This is a genomic window from Candidatus Zixiibacteriota bacterium, assembly GCA_040752815.1.
GTDB lineage: Bacteria > Zixibacteria > MSB-5A5 > GN15 > FEB-12 > JAGGTI01.
Window position 1 is genome coordinate 41605 of record JBFMGC010000010.1, and the last position, 16352, is coordinate 57956.

The 16352-nt window shown below is 59.5% G+C and carries 10 protein-coding genes; 2 read left to right on the forward strand and 8 right to left on the reverse strand.

What is annotated here, in order from left to right; translation table 11 throughout:
- Nucleotides 1-5: 5 nt before the first annotated feature.
- The 8 genes from rlmD to AB1772_04425 all read right to left on the reverse strand — a co-directional run bounded on the left by rlmD (nt 6) and on the right by AB1772_04425 (nt 10523).
- On the reverse strand, nt 6-1364 hold the full coding sequence (gene rlmD, locus AB1772_04390; protein MEW5795581.1) for a 23S rRNA (uracil(1939)-C(5))-methyltransferase RlmD: 1359 nt from the start codon (nt 1362-1364) through the stop codon (nt 6-8).
- Nucleotides 1361-2272 (reverse strand): cation diffusion facilitator family transporter, encoded by a 912-nt coding sequence (locus tag AB1772_04395; GenBank protein MEW5795582.1) that lies wholly within the window; start codon nt 2270-2272, stop codon nt 1361-1363. Before AB1772_04395 ends, rlmD begins: the two co-directional genes overlap by 4 nt.
- A 54-nt stretch (nt 2273-2326) precedes the next feature.
- Nucleotides 2327-3646 (reverse strand): hemolysin family protein, encoded by a 1320-nt coding sequence (locus tag AB1772_04400; GenBank protein ID MEW5795583.1) that lies wholly within the window; start codon nt 3644-3646, stop codon nt 2327-2329.
- Nucleotides 3647-3708: 62 nt separating this feature from the next.
- A complete protein-coding gene (locus AB1772_04405; protein MEW5795584.1) occupies nt 3709-4569 on the reverse strand; it encodes a M48 family metalloprotease in 861 nt (286 codons plus the stop codon).
- A gap of 182 nt (nt 4570-4751) precedes the next feature.
- Nucleotides 4752-6953: a cation:dicarboxylase symporter family transporter gene (locus tag AB1772_04410; GenBank protein MEW5795585.1), complete on the reverse strand. Its 2202-nt coding sequence runs from the start codon at nt 6951-6953 to the stop codon at nt 4752-4754.
- Between the two features lie 450 nt (nt 6954-7403).
- On the reverse strand, nt 7404-8567 hold the full coding sequence (locus AB1772_04415; GenBank protein ID MEW5795586.1) for a dipeptidase: 1164 nt from the start codon (nt 8565-8567) through the stop codon (nt 7404-7406).
- 22 nt (nt 8568-8589) lie between these two features.
- Nucleotides 8590-9492, reverse strand: a complete 903-nt coding sequence (locus AB1772_04420; GenBank protein ID MEW5795587.1) for a DUF362 domain-containing protein — start codon at nt 9490-9492, stop codon at nt 8590-8592.
- Between the two features lie 14 nt (nt 9493-9506).
- Nucleotides 9507-10523 carry a DUF6599 family protein gene (locus AB1772_04425; GenBank protein MEW5795588.1) on the reverse strand — a complete coding sequence of 339 codons (1017 nt, stop codon included), beginning with the start codon at nt 10521-10523 and terminating at the stop codon, nt 9507-9509.
- Between the two features lie 252 nt (nt 10524-10775).
- On the opposite strand from AB1772_04425, the gene AB1772_04430 reads away from it, so the two are divergent.
- Nucleotides 10776-13352 (forward strand): hypothetical protein, encoded by a 2577-nt coding sequence (locus tag AB1772_04430; GenBank protein ID MEW5795589.1) that lies wholly within the window; start codon nt 10776-10778, stop codon nt 13350-13352.
- A gap of 98 nt (nt 13353-13450) precedes the next feature.
- Nucleotides 13451-16135, forward strand: a complete 2685-nt coding sequence (locus AB1772_04435) for a hypothetical protein (protein MEW5795590.1) — start codon at nt 13451-13453, stop codon at nt 16133-16135.
- The last annotated feature ends 217 nt before the right edge of the window (nt 16136-16352 follow it).

Here is a 16352-nt window from a genome sequence, read left to right on the forward strand (position 1 = left end):
AAGATTCAACGGGAAAACAGGGCCACGAGTTCGATATGGCGCGTGTGGGGAAACATATCGACCGGCTGGACCTCGGACATGCGGTAGCCCCGGTCACAGAGCGCCTGGGCGTCGCGGGCAAAAGTCGCCGGGTTGCAGGAATAGTAGAGCAGCCGGGCCGGAGCCAGGGCGAGTATTCGCTTGAGTGCCTTGGGATGCAGCCCCGCCCGGGGCGGATCAATTATAAAAGCGTCAAAGTCGCGCAAGTGCTCCGGCCCCCCACGCAGGTATTCGGCGACATTGGCCTGCAGGAAAGTCACATTGACGATGCCATTCACCGAGGCGTTTTCGCGGGCGATGGTCACCGCGTCGGGAACAATCTCGACTCCGACCACCTCGGATACTCGCGGCGCCAGCAGATGTCCGATCGTACCGGTACCGCAGTACAGATCGAGCAATCGGTCACTGGGCAATGGTTTCAGCAGTTCGAATCCGGCCTGATAGAGCAGCTCGGCCTGTTCGGTGTTCGTCTGGAAGAACGAATTGGCTCTGATCCGAAAAGTCAGACCGAGGATTTTTTCTTCGATATAGCCCGGTCCGAACAAAACAGATTCGGTTTCGGCCGTAGCGATATTCGATTTGGAGCCGTTCTGGCCATGGATAATAGTCGTCATTCGTGGGAACGACTCAAGCAGCTCAGAGACCAAGCGCTCCGCAAGAGAAAACGGGCCCCGATTGGTGACGATGTTGACCATGGTTTGGCCGGTACGGAGGCCGCGCCGGACAATCAAAAAGCGCATATAGCCGGTGTGGCGGGTGACATCGTACACCGGCACCTGCTCGCGCTTGACGAAATCGCGCACGGACCCGACAATGCGATTGGCCATATCATCCTGGAGGTGACAGGCGTGCAAATCAAAGATATCGTCGAATCGTCCCCGTCGATGCAGCCCGAGGTGAAAACCGCCCTCCTCCAGCGCATGAAACGAGAACTCCATCTTGTTGCGGTATTCGAAGACATTGCTGCAAGGGAGTACGTCGCGAACAGCGGCCTCGCGCAAACCCCCGATTCGCGCCAGGCATTCGACCACGTGCCGCTTCTTGAAAGCCAACTGTTCACTGTAGGCGAGGTCCTGCCAAGAGCAGCCGCCGCAGGTTCCGAAATGCAGACACCGCGCCTGGATTCGCTGAGGCGAGCGCGACGTAATCTCCCTCACCAGACCCTGGCTGTAGCGTGGGTGCGAGCGGGTGATTTCAGCCAGCACCGTTTCCCCGGGCAGGCCGGAGTCGAGAAACACCACTTTACCGTCGAGATGCGCCACCGCCTTGCCGTCGAAGGCGAGATCCTCAATAGTGAGCTGGTGGAGAGGTCTATCCAAGTTCATTCGAGATCATGGCCGTGATGGCGGCAAAGCAGTTCCGAGCGGTCGCACCCTTTCTGTTCGATCTGGATGGTCGAGTGTCCGATACCGAACCGCTCGCGCATGAGACGGCCGATTTCGGTGACTATAGCCGGCCCCCGGCTGTAGTCTTCATCCTTGAGGCAGACGTGACAGGAAAGTGCAATTTCATAGGATGACAGCGACCAGATGTGAAGATCGTGTACGTCGCACACCGCCGGGACCGCCCGGATGGCGCGGTGGACCTGGTCGAAATTCACCGCCGACGGCACCGCCTCCATCAGGATCATCACCGCCTCCTTGATCACAAGATACGACGACCAGAAGATCATAAGGGCGATAGCGGTGGACAGGATGGGGTCGATCACCGTCAAACCAGTGAACAGGATCACCACGCCGCCGATCAGCACCACGCCCGAAGAGGCGGTGTCGTAGGCCATGTGCAGGAAAGCGGTTTTTAAGTTGAGCGACTTGTCTTTCTCACGGTGCAGAAGGACGACCGAAAGCAGATTGCCCAATAAGCCAATCGCTGTCACGGTAAGGAACAGCCAGGGCATGGAGATTTCCACGGGATTCATCAGTCGCTGGTACGCCTCCCAGATGATGAAGAGCGCGATCACGACCAGGGAGACAGCCGATATGAACGCGGTCATTACCTCGATCCGCATGAAGCCATAGGTAGACCGTTTGGTGGCCGGTAACTGGGAGCCTTTGACCCCAAGCCAGGCCAGGACCAGCGCAGCGACATCAGACAAATTGTGGACGGCATCGGCGGTCAACGCCAGGTAACCGGAAATCAGTCCCGCGACAAACTCGGCCACCGTGATGATCGAGTTCAGGACAATGGTCCAGAACAGGCGACGGCCCGATACCGGATGATCACGCATATTCATACGGGTAATGTACGAAAAAGAACCGTCGGAGCGTAGAGGGATTTGGGTCGCCGCTTAAGCGCGCGGCGTGGCCTCAGAGCTGATCTTCTCGACCTTCAGACGCAGAATCCGATTCTCGCTCTTGGCCAGCACCGTCAGGCGAGCGTCGGCGATGTTCACCGCCTCGTACTTGTCGGGCAGCCGCCCCAGAGCCTCCAAGAGCAGGCCCGCGAGTGTGTCGTGCTCATCCTCGGGCAGGTGACTATCGATCAGCTCGTTGGCGTCACCCGGCCAGACATCGCCATCGGCAAAGAGCGAACTCTCGGAGAGCCGGGCGATCGGCGCCGGCTCGGCATCGTACTCGTCCTGAATCTCTCCCACGAGTTCCTCGAGGATGTCCTCGATCGTGATGATCCCTGCCGTACCGCCGAACTCGTCGAGCACTATCGCCATGTGGTTGCGGCCGCGCTGAAACTCCTTGAGCAGGCGCGGGAGCGGCATGGAATCCGGCACAAACAGGGCCGGTCGAATGAGCGCGCCCAGATCAATCCGGCCAAGGTCGACCCGCCGCTCGATCAGGTCCTTGGTGTGAATGACTCCGATTACTTTATCGATGGTTTCTTCATATACGGGGTACCGGCTGTAGCCCTGCTCGGTGATCGTGCGGAGGATCGCCTCCGGATCGGCGGTACGGTCAAGGGCTATTACATCGGGCCGCGGAGTCATGGCGCGGCGCGCGGTGGAGTCGGCAAAATCGAAGACCGAGCGGATGAACTCGTGCTCGGTCTCGTCGAATACCCCCCGCCGCTTGCCCTCCAGGACCATCACATTGATCTCTTCCTCGGTGACGTGATGATGACTGTCAGAGCGTTTGAATCCAAGCATGCGCACGATCGCGTTGGCCTGCCAGCTCAACATGCGCGAAAACGGCGCCGTAAGCTTGATGAACACGCCGGCCGGTGCGGCTACGTAGCGGGCGAATCGCTCCGGGTAACTCAGCGCGATATACTTCGGAACCAGTTCGCCGATCACCACGGACAGGATCGTGATGCCCACCACCACCAGGCCCATGGCAAGCGTGGTTGCGGATTCTACGACCCACTGCCAGGGCGAGTGCATCAGAGCGGCCTCGATCTTGGCGACTATCGTGGCGCCGGAGAATACGCCCATAAGCGCCGTCACCAGGGTAATACCGACCTGAATCGACGCCAAGAAACGCTCCGGATCGGAGCGCAGCTTTCTCGCGCGCGTGGCGCCCCATTTCTTTTCCGCGGATTTCTGAGCGAGGCGGCTCAGCCGGCTAGAAATGATGGAGAATTCCGCCAGCGCGAAAAGCCCGTTGGCGAGCACCAGGACAACGATGGCCGCCAACTCCAGGAGAAGTTCGCGGTCCATGTCAGCGCCCCGGTCTCAGTGAGGCGCGCCGGCGTTCATAGCCGGGTGCGGTGTCACTCGGTTCATCCATGGTGTGGCATCTGAGCCATCTGCCGCAGCCTGCTGATCCGCTCCTCAACCGGCGGATGGGTCGAGAACAGGGTCGTAAAGCTCTTTCCCGAGAGCGGGTTGGCAATCATCAGGTGTGCTGTGGCCGGACGATCATCGAGATTCATGCGAATCGGTGAGCGATGCAGTTTTTCGAGCGCCGAAGCCAGCGAAAGGTACTTGCCCGTAACCCGCCCGCTCTCAGCGTCGGCTTTGTACTCACGCTGGCGCGATATGGCCATCTGAATGATCATCGCTACAATCGGCGCAAGGAACGCGGCTACAAGGAGGCCGATAGCGCCGCCGCGGTTGTCGTCGCGGCCGCCACCGCCTCCGAAAATCGCCCCCCAGCGGGCGATCGACGCCAGTATGCCGATCGCACCGGCAAACGTGGCCGCGATTGTACCAACCAGCATGTCTTTATTCTGAATGTGAGCTATTTCGTGGCCGATCACGCCTTCCAGTTCGTCTTCGGTCAGCAGCTCGAGAAGTCCCTCCGACACTGCCACCGCGGCGTGATCCAGGCTGCGGCCGGTGGCAAAGGCATTGGGGGCGCGGGTCGGCACGATGTAAACCGCCGGCATGGTCGGCATCATGGCCTGCTGGACCACCCTGCGGACAACGCGAAACAACTTCGGATGGTCTGACTCATTCACGCGACGAGCGCGATACATGGCCAGCACCACCTTGTCCGAGAACCAATAGGCCAGGAAGTTCATGATCGAGGCGAAGACAAAAGCCATCACCATGCCAGACTGGCCGCCTGCTGAATATCCGACAGCCACGAAGAGGGCTATCAGACCAAGCATCATGAAAGTAACTTTAACACTGTTCATTTCTCATCTACCTGCCCGGCACGTAATATGGTGCCGGGCTACTACAATCAACCTTTTTCCGCGTCCGTGGGCCGGTCGCGCAGTCCTACCAGTATATCGCCGAAAACGCCGCAATGTTCCGCCCCGACCGGACAGCCGGCCGCAACTCATTGTCGCACAGACAGATGAAGAGCTCCGCTACCTCAGCGGGGTCGCTTGCGCTTGATCCGCCCGAAAGAAACGTCTTCGGATGAAAACCCCGGCGGCGCGACCTCGTCTTCCGGCTTCTCTGGCGACTCTTCTTTTGGTGTCGCCTCGGCGCCACGAAATGCCGCTCCCCGAAAATGACGGCCGCGTCCAAAGGCAATATCCGCAGATTCGCCATCGCCATGGCTCTCCCTGCTGCCTTCCTGCGAATCGTCGGCCGCTTCCACCGCGCCCGGGGCCTCGTAATCCCGCGCCTCGAACATATCCCGATTTCCTTCGTCGGACTCCGAGTCGCTTTCGGGAAGTTCATCGTCAATATGGCGCCCGTGGCGGAACGGGGTCGGCTCTTCCGGACCGGGCGGCAGGTCGTCATTGAGATCATCGGACGGCGCTACGGCTTCAAGCTCAGGCGTCGGCTCTGCATCTGAATCGCGCAACTGCGCCGACACCCTGGACAATTCTCTGGCGACTACCTCCGGCTTGAGCCGGGGTGGTTCGGCGGGGGCAGTTGTACCTTCGGCGGACGCTTCCGCCGGACGGCGCGGGGGGCCGGTCTCCGGCCTGTCTGTTCCGTGGCGGAATCTACCGCGCGGCCGGCGCGACTCGCCCGACCCTTCAAACGGCCGCCTTGGCTCACGGCGCTCGTCGCGGTCCCGTCGCTCATCGCGGTCCCGCCTCTCTTCGCGCGGCGGGCGCTCAGGCGCGGGGCGATCGCGATCGATCCCCAGCGCGGGAGTGCGCCCGGCCTTCATCTGGAAGGGCGAGCGTTCGTCGTTTTCGGCGCGGCCACGGTACCCGCCACCGACCGGTGCAGGTCGACCCCCGCCTGGTTCGTCGCGTCGCACTCGCTCACGGCCACCAGGGCCTCCGCGGCGACGGCGATCGCCGAAACTGTCGGGCCGAAAGCCCACGCGCTCGCGGACCATTTCTCCGGTTTCGCGTTCGGGCCGTTCGGGATGTCGCGCGCGGGGGGGACGTACTGCAGCGCGCGTTTCAAGCGCCCGGGCCACCACCGTGCAGGCAGTGGCATCGCTGGCGACAGAAACCATCGCTTTCACTCGGTCAACCAGCCAGTCCAAAGCCGCCATGCCGGCAACTGCCACCGCCGCCTGCTCCGCAGACAAGCCTACGACTCCGAAAAGTACCGGCGCGGCCAGCAGAGTCGACGAGGGGATGCCCGCGGCGGCTATTGCGATGAGAACAGAAAGCCCGGCGACCAGCAAAACTACACCAAATCCGACCGAGAGACCAAAGGCGTGGGCGGCGAATACGGTGCCGACTGTCATCAGTATGGCGGTGCCATCCAGCCCGAGCGCCGTACTCACCGGAAGCACGGTCGACACGGAACGGTGATCGACATGCGACTTCTCAATCAAGCATTGGTAAGTTACCGGGTAGGTTGCTGTTTTGGATGAAGAGCCGAACGCGGTCAGCAAGGCGGGTGAAAGCTCAGAAAAAAATGGCCAAATCGGGCGGCCGCCAAAGAACCAGATCGACAGAGGCAAAACCACAACACCGAATATCGCCGTCGCGACAAGCGCCGCCCACAGGTACGATCCCAGCGTAGCTGATAATTCAAGTGGCGACGAAACACTCCCCGCGACAGCAGCCGCAACCAGCGAGAAGACACCGAGCGGAGCCAAGTACATTACGTACTTGACTACCTGGAGAAGGCCCTCGTGGAGGCCCTTGAAAAACGTGACCACTGTGCGGCCACGCAGCCCCATTGACGCCAGTACCCCGCCCAGCAGCACCGCGCCGACGGCCACGCCCAGGAATTTGCCCTGAATGACTGCTTGAAACAGATTGCCGGGGATGAGGCCGCTGAAAACCTCACCAAGTGAGGCCCATGGAGCGGTCGTCGGCGACGCAAACAGACCGGCGAAACCGGCTTGCGGCACGAAAACGATCGCTGCTCCGATCGCCACAACCACCGCCGCGACAGAGGTTGCCGCGAAATAAGCGAGCATAGTCGAAACCGCTCCCCCGATCTTACGCAACTCACCAAACGACGCAACCCCGGTGATGGTCCCCGCGATCAGAAGCGGGACCATGATCAAACGCAAACCTCCCACGAACAATTGGCCCAGGAATGCCAGGGCCAGACCGACCTGCGGCAGGAAGTACCCGAACAGCACCCCCAACAGGACGCCTCCGAGCAACAACAGCGGCAGCATCTTGACGATTCTTTCACTCATCTTGTGTTACATGCTCCGATTATGCCGAACCCCTCTACCAGCGCACCAGATTGCTGTCCAACGAGTTCGGGACGTATTCAAACCCAAACAATTATTATAGCTCCATTTTCAACAGATAGCAAGCGGATTCCGGTACAGATATAACCGTTTGACCGGCACGCGGATAGCGGTCGCCAGAATCGCCGGTCACCCGCGTTCGCAAGCGCCCAAGGGATTCCTCACCTAAGCGCTAACTTCGCATTCGAGAGTGGGGCCGTCGTGCACAAGGACGTCCACCACGCACGAGAGCTAAGTTAGCGTCTGTTGGATTCCTCCCTACGCGTGTGGGCTACAAGGATTGCACGCGAGCTGTCCTCCTATTCCCACGCTGAAGGATGAGTCTCCGGGTCGTTTTCGTGCGAGATGAATTGCAGCAAAAGCCCAAGGCGGCGGGCCGCCAGTTTAACTGGGTCAGTCGCAAACTTGTCGAAATACCCGCATGAAATTGCCGCCGAGAATTTTGCGAATATCCCCCTCGCTGTAGGCTCGGGCGAGTAACTCCTCGGTGATACGCGGCACACCCGTGCAATCGTCCAGGCCCGCGGGCAGAGCAAAGACCCCATCGAAATCAGACCCCAGGGCGACATGGTCGGGCCCGACCAGCTTGACGATGTAATCGATATGATCGACTACCGTGGCGACATTGACCCCAACAGGCGCGAGCTTCCGCTCAATTTCTTCAAAGAGAACTGCCCTAGCGGCACGACGGCCGGTCTTGTCGTCAACAAAGGTGCTATCAACCGAATCAAATGTCGGTTCGTATGCCTCGAATAACGAATCGGCCATCCGGTTCCATTCGTCCGATAGGTATCCATTGTAGAAGTTGATCCCGATCACGCCTCCGTTGGCGGCTATCGCCCTGATCTGATCGTCAGTGAGGTTTCGATCATGCTTACAAAGCGCATACACGCACGAGTGCGACGCGATTATCGGATCAGTGGTAATCTCCAGGACCTCGTCGACAGCCGTCGGCGACGCATGAGAAATATCGACGATCATCCCGAGCTCATTCATCTTACGCACTATGTCGCGGCCAAGATCGGTCAATCCTTGAAACGCCGGAGCGGTATCGGCCGATGATATACACCAGTCGTTCGACGCCGTATGGGTCAGGGTCATGTACCGCACTCCACGCTCGTAGAAGTGGCGCAGGTTCGCGGTATCATTGGCGATGGCCACGCCATTCTCGATGCCGATAAAGACGGCTGTTTTGTTTGAAGCGATAATCCGCTCCGCGTCCGCGGCCGTTCGGCACACTGCGACCTCATCCGGATACCGATCAAGCTGCACCATGAGCGAATCCAACATGCTGTCTACGTGAGGGCGACACTCCTCCAGCGGCGTTGTCGTGGACAGCCAGCAGGCCATTACCTGAAGATCGATACCCCCGTCGCGCAGGCGCGGAATGTCCATGTCACCGGCGGTGTCGCGCGTGCCGAAATCGGCGCCTTCCATCATGCGCAGCACTGCGTCGCTGTGCAAATCGGCAACCAGCGCGTCAAAGTGAAGGTCGTTCCGCTTCGCGCAGTGCGTTACCAGCAAAGCCAGCCCGAGCACAAGAGTGAATCGTCGCATGAGTGAGCTTCCTTTGCAAGTTTCAGATGAGGATATCACGCTCCCAGCCGAGGCGGATCAGTTCGATGTTCTCGGGCAGGCTGTTGCCAAGATGATACTCGATGTCAGCCAGGGCGATATGATGAGCGGTCGGCTGAATAGGGCGATCTTCGCCGAATACTGCCTGCCTCTTACGCTGTATGATACGCAGCCCCACGCTGTCGGCGGCCACCGGGTCAGTACTGACGATCAGGCCGTTGTAATTCCAGATATAACTCCGATCAAAGTGGTGCGGCCCGACACTGTGGAACTGCGGCGTGAGCATCACCAGAACATTGAGCCGTGTCTTGCCCTTGACTATGGGCAGTTGCCATAGCTTTGCCAGTCCGGCGCACGCGTCATCGTGATAGTCCGGCGGGTTTTCGGCGAACATGATGTAGTTCTTGATCAGGCTGCCCACACCCGACCAGGCATGGGTGCGCATCGGGCGCGTGTTGATCAGTGCCGTCGCCGTCAGGAACACCGGGTTGTCGAGTACGCCGCGATCATCAATGGCGATATTCTCAGCTAACACGCCGACTTCGAGGAGACGCGCTCGGATCGCCTGCTCCACCTCGGGCGGAGTTGGGAGGTATTTCCATTCATTGCTCTTGATGCCCACTATGTCAGAGGGCCTGATAATCTGTTGCCAGCAGTCAATCGGTTTCTCCTTGCCGAAAAGCGCAACTACCGCTTCATCGAGCATCTGCTGTATCAGAGCAGCGTTGATCTTGCCGTCGCTGCCGACCACCGACTCGTGGCGAATGAGCACCACCCGCGACCTGACCTCGGCATCCTGAATGATATCGTCGGCGAGCGCCGGCAGCCCGACCGCTAAGCCGACCGCGACACCGCCGGCCCCTTTGATAAAATCGCGTCGGGTAAGACAATCATCGAGCAGAGTCATGGCGGTGATCCTTCCTAATTGAGACGGGACAGACTGGCACGCGATGCATCGAGCAGGCTGTCCGCGACGTGGGGGCTCGGGGCATCGAGCACCACGGCGACATATTTATTGACCTGAACGCAAGACGCAAACTTCCCCGGCTTAATCTCCACCGGGAAGTTCGTATCGGATGCTGATAGATAGTCGCTCCGGAACGATGCCAATGCCGTCGAGGCGGTCGTGACGTCCCGGTATGCTATCAGGATTAGAGAGGCGGAGGCCGCTTGATAGCGAGCGAGAACCACGCTGGTGGTCGAATCCAGGTTGAGGATATTCTCCCGCGCCAGATAGTAGTGGTAGTTGAGCGATTGCTGATTGTGAAAATAACGGACGCTGGACAGACTCATGCCCTCGGACGGCAGAGCATCGACAAGGGGCGGCCTAATTGATGGGCGAGGCAGGAAATCGCTAAGTGCGCCCGCTATCGACTTCAGCAGCTCACCTGATTGCTCGTCGCTTCGCTCGATTGTCACGCAGGCATAGAACCTGGCCTGCCAGAAACAGAGCACGCCGCCGCGCAACTCGTAGCCGCCGCCGATACCTGATTCTTCCTGCTCGCGCGCATAGCTGAATACACCGTAGGCATCCTCCGGCACACCCATGTCAAACAATTCGACTGTAACTTCGGGCTGATTGTCCTGTGTATAGCGCGCCAGGGCGACTTCTTGGAACGCGTATGAGTTGTAAACCTCACCGGCGCCGTCGATATAGTCGAAGATCGTTTCGCGGTTAAAGATGGCAACACCAGGCTGCCGCTGCCAGGAGTTGAGCTGAGGAGGAAGGTGATGTTCTAACTTTATCCTGCCCTTCCGCGCCGATTCATCGCACGATCCGAGAAATAACGAGAGCGTGCAGACCAGATAAAGGCCGGCCACATAGACTGGAACACGTCTGAACTGTAGTTGCAGGAGTTGGTAGGTTGTCATAGGCATGGCGAGTTGCGGACCGGCGATTCCAACTTCAATAAAGCCACTAAGCAGTTCGTGAGTCAAGAGATAGTCCGCCCCCCCAGATACCCCTTGCTCCGGCCGAATATTCTGTTATGTTTTTGCAATCTAACGGCTGGCGCGTCATCAGTTTGACCCCGTTGACCCCAGCCGAGGAGCTGTACACTGTTGACCCACCGCGTTCGTCAATTCGCCGCATCCGCTGTAGCCGTACTGGCAGCGGCAGTTCTGGTGTCGTCCGGCGGTAGTCTGTGGGCGCGGTCGGAGCCGTCCCCACCGGCCCCTCCGGGAGAGCCCTTGTCGTCGGCGGCCGCCGGCCCCGCCTACTGTAATGTCGAACACAATGTGGGCAATATCGTAATGTCGGTCAGCAACGACGGCTCATTCGGCAACGGCTGGTCGCTCGGGGGCGAGACCGACTGCGTCACCCATGAGCAGGTGAAATCATGCGAGTACCCCAAAGGGAGCTTCACAACGTATTTGTGGGGGGCCGACCTCTGGGTCGGGGCGATTGTCGGCCGGGACACCCTGGTCTCCACCGCCGGTATGGGCGGACACGAGTACCACCCGGATACCACCGGTATTACCCGACGTTCAAACATCGATCCCGCCAAAGAGAAGGAATACCTGGGCGCTATTTCGGAGCAGGACTATATCGCCGTATACTATGACACCTGCCTTCGCTGCCGCGGTGTCGGAACCGATTATCTCGACGGTCGCTCCCACCGGCCGCTCGGAATCGAGGTGACCCAGCGTTCGTTTGCCTGGTCATATTCGTACGCGCAGGATTTCGTGCTGATGGATTTCGGGATAAAGAATATCCGGGACGACCGCCTTCGGCAGGTCTATATGGGGTTTTATGTCGACGCCGACATCCACTCGCTGGGCGACAACTCCGGCCAGGGCTACGAGGACGATTTGAGTGGTTTCAAAAAGACGCTGCCTGCCCTGTATCTGGAGCCTCCGTGCCCGCCCGACAGCGACGAAGTCAATCTCGCGTGGACGATCGACAACAACGGAGACCTGATCGGCAGCCCGTACGGTCCGGTACCTCACGCCGCCGCCATGCGGGTGGTTCGCACTCCGGCGGATACGCTCGTGGTTTCCTACAACTGGTGGATTCGGAACACCGATCCGGCGCTCGATTTCGGCCCCCAGGCCCGGCGCACGTACCGGGATCTCCAGACCGGGGGTCTTGGCCAGCCGCACGGTGACCGGAACAAGTACCATTATCTGCGAAATGGTGAGGTCGACTACGACCAGCCTCGGGTAGCCACGATCAGCGAGCTGGATTCGATCTGGCTTCCGCCGCCTCAGGATCGCGTCGCTCGATGGGCCACCGGGTTGGACGTTCGCTACCTGATATCGTTCGGGCCGTTCGACATCGACCCCGGCCAAACCCTGCCGATCTCTCTGGCGTACGTTTGCGGGCGGGATTTTCACACCGATCCGGGCAATTTCGCCAATCTGCCGAATAACCCGGATTCCTGGTACGACGGAGTTAATTTCGATTCGCTTGGCGCCAACTCCACGTGGGCCGAATGGGTCTACGACAACCCGGGGGTCGACACCGACAGCGACGGTTACGCCGGCGAGTTTACGATCTGCAATCTCGGCGACGATTCGAGCTACTACTGTGATACCGGTATTGATACCAGCGCCGATCCTGACACTTTGACTGTCATTTGCAGCTGGCAGTACGAGCTGGCCGACACTGTCTGGCGCAAGGGTGATGACGTGCCTGACTTTCGCGGTGCTACCCCGCCTCCGAGTCCGGCGAGCTATTCCACCACCGATGCCAACGGCAATCTCGTATGCGGCCTGCGAGTCGAACAGCAGGTGGGGAAGATCCGGGTGCTGTGGAACGGCGTGCTGTCAGAGACGACCCGTGATGTTTTCTCGCGGGAATTGGATTTCGAGGGATACCGGGTCTGGATCGCCCGCGATGATCGCCCCTCCAGCTACACGGTGCTGACCTCGTATGATCTCGAGGACTACAACCGGTGGGAGTGGTCCGAGGCTTACGGAGAGTTCATCCTCAGGGAAAGTCCGTTCACACTGCAGGAACTTCGCTGTCTCTATGGCGATTCGTGCGGCGACACCACGTGGCACCCGAATAGCTACCCGCGGACGCACCCACTGAGAGTGCCCGGTAACCCCGAGCAGATCTATTACTTCGAACCCCAGGACTATAACCGTTCTGTGCTGGCTAACGATCCGATAAATGCCACCACCGATATCCGGAAAGTGTATCCCGGCGCGCCCAAACCGCCGGTACCGATACCGGACTCGATACGCGCAATGTTCCCCAACGGTGCGGACTCGCTTTACTTGACCAGCGACGGTTTCATCAAATTCTACGAATACGAGTATGTCATAGATCACCTTTTGCCCACTATCCCATACTGGATCAACGTGACCGCGTTCGACTACGGCTCCCCCAAGTCCGGCCTGGCATCGCTCGAAACCAGCACCACGCTCCTGTCGTTAGACTGCTACGCTCTGCCGTCGGCCTCTGAAATAGAGGCCAAGTCTCTCAAAGTATTCGTATATCCAAATCCGTACAGGGTGGACGAGGACTACCGCGGGCGCGGGTTTGAGGATCACGACCGGTCCGGCTTCGACGATGAGCGCGTGCGGCGGATACACTTCGCCAACCTGCCGGCCCGGTGCACGATCCGGATCTTCACTCTGGACGGCGACCTCGTGCGCCAGCTGTTTCATGACGTCGATCCGGCCGATCCGATGTCCACCCACGACACCTGGGACCTGATCACTCGAAACTTCCAGCAGGCACATTCCGGCCTTTACTACTGGACCGTGGAGGAGGAGTCCGGAAACACTCAGATCGGGAAACTCGTTCTCATATTGTGACTTTCACCTCGCACTGCGTTTGCCGCACCATGCCTCGGTCTGTGTTTTCGTTTCCCCGCATTTTGTGTTCGCGGTTCATTGTCCTTTCTGCGAGAACCGTGTGCTCGCTATGGCTGGCTATAGCGTCCGGCCCTGCCGCCCAGCCGTCCGATGAGAGGCCGAGCCGTGACCAGGCGGCCGCGGCCGGTGTGTCGCCGGCGTACTGCACCTCTATTCACGACGTCGGCCGTATCGCCATCCCGATTACCAACGCTGGGTACTTCGGACGCGGCCACGATGGACTATACACGCGCGACTGTTTCACCGGGCGGCTGGTTTCGCTGGCCGAGTATCCCAAGCGCTCCTATGCGGTCTACCTGTCTACGGCGGCTCTGTGGGTGGGCGCTGTTGTAGAGCGCGATACGCTGGTATCAACCGGCGACGACGGTGTAGGACGCAGCCGAGAGTTTCATCCGGCCGAAGCCCCCTACGGCAATCTGATCTATCGCTCGACACTCGATCCTACCAGCCCGCGTTTCGAGGGGGCCGTTTCCGAGCAAGACTATATCGCCGTTTACTCGGATACCTGCACCCACTGCCCCGGCGTACGCACCGACATAGTCGACAGCCGTCCCCACCGACCACTGAATATCGAGGTTATCCAGCGGTCGTATTCCTGGTCATATTCCTATGCGCAGGACTTCGTGTTGTTCGATTACGACGTCAAAAACATCGGCCGCCAGCGCCTGCGTGAGATGTATATCGGACTGTTTGTCGACGGTGACGTTTTTGTCAATCTGCCGATCAGCAATGCCGATTACGGCCGCGATGACCTCTGCGGCTTCCGCGAGTATCAGCCGGCTTTCTACATGGACGAGCCATGCCCCCCGGACAGCGATCTCGTGAATCTGGCGTGGGTGGCGGACAACGACGGTGACCTGACTCGCCCGCAAGAGTATGCCCGGCTGCCGCATATCACCGGAGCGCGAATCATCAGCACACCCAATGACTCCCTCAGAGTGTCTTTCAACTGGTGGTCGACCAACCGGTTCAACCCCGGTCTCGATTTCGGCCCGCAGGCACGGGTGTCGTATCGCGATCTCGGCTTTAACAATCTCGGCACGCCGTGGGGTGACCGCAACGCCTACCATTTCCTGCGGAACGGCGAGCATGATTATGATCAGGCGATGATCGGCACGATCGGGTTCCTGGACCCAACCTGGGTTTCTCCCCCTTTCGAGTTTATCGATTCGGTGGTCGCCGGACTGGACAGCCGCTACCTCCTCTCATTCGGGCCGTTCGCGCTCGATCCGGGTCAGACTCTGCCGCTGACATTTGCCTATGTGGGTGGCGCCAACTTCCATCGCGATCCCGACAACCTGCAGAACCTGCCCGACTACCCCGAGCTCTGGTACGAAAACGTGCATTTCGATTCCCTTACCGCCAACGCTACCTGGGCGGGGTGGGTGTACGATAACCCCGGATTTGATACCGATAGCGACGGCTACGCCGGCGAATTTACTATCTGCAACCTGAGCGGGGATTCGACAATAGTGTGTGACACGTTGATCGACACCTCGGCCGAGCCGGATACGGATTACGTCCAATGCCGTTGGGAGTACGCCGTGGCCGATACGGTCTGGCGTACGGGCGACGGCATCCCTGACTTTCGCGGCGCCGGGCCGCCACCTAATCCGTCCACATATACGTTTGTGAACGGCGACGGCGACACCGTGAGGGGGTTGCGCGTTTTCCCGGAGGTTGGCAGTGTGCGCCTGGTGTGGAACGGCGTGATGTCCGAGACCACGCCTGATCCGTTCACACATGAGTACGATTTCGAGGGGTATCGTGTGTATATAGCGCGTGATGACCGCGAATCAAGCTACTCGGTAATCGACTCGTACGACCGCGAGAACTACAATCGCTGGATCTGGAACGGCGTCGCGCGGCGCTTTGTACTGCGCGACCCACCATTCTCGTTGCAGCAGCTCCGCTGTCTCTACGGCGACTCCTGCGGCGATACTACCTGGCACCCGGAGAACTATCCGCGAACTCGGCCGCTGGTAATCTCCGCCGGGCCGAAGTACGATCCCCTCATATACTACTTCGAACCGCAGGACTACAACCGCTCAGTGATGATCGATGACGGCGGAACGCCCACCACGAGAATCCGCAAGGTGTACCCCCACTCCCCCAGGCCGCCGTATGTTGATCCTGATTCTATCCGGCACTACTTCCCCGACCGCGATGACACACTGTATTTTACAGAGGACGGTTATCTCAAATACTACGAATACGAGTATGTGTTCGACGGTCTGCTGCCGACCGTGGCATATTATGTCAATGTTACGGCGTTCGACTTTGGCTTCCCGGAGTTGGATCTGCCCGGGCTGGAAACCAACCCGTCACTGCTGCCCAAGATCGTGTATCCGCTCGCGTCGAGCGATGCCATCGCCGCCCAGGGTCTGCAAGTCTACGTCTACCCGAATCCGTACCGATTGGACGGCGACTATCGTGACAACGGCTACGAAGCCCGTGGCCGTCTGCACATACCGGAGGACAAGACACGCCTGGTGCATTTCGCCAACCTTCCGCCCAAGTGCACGATCAGCATATTCTCACTCGACGGCGACTTGGTTCGCGAGCTTCAACACGACGTGGATCCCGATGACTACCTGGCCAATCACGCCACCTGGGATTTGATCAATCGCAACGCGCAGTTGGTGGTGTCGGGGATGTACTACTGGGTCGTTGAGGCCGACGACGGCGCCACTCAGATAGGCAAGCTGGTAGTGATCATGTAGTCGGGCGGGCCTGCACGACAGAGACGCCCATCCCAGGGCAAGCGCTGGAGCACCGGTGCAGCTGTCGGGCGGGGTAGCTCGGTGCGCTACCCTTTGGGTGGGACGGACCAACTTCTCTTTCAGATGAAGTGCCGTTCAGATGCGAACAACCTTCAACAGAGCTGTGGGCTACCAGTTGTGGGCTACCAGTTTCAAATCTGCCACGGAGGAGGCCCCA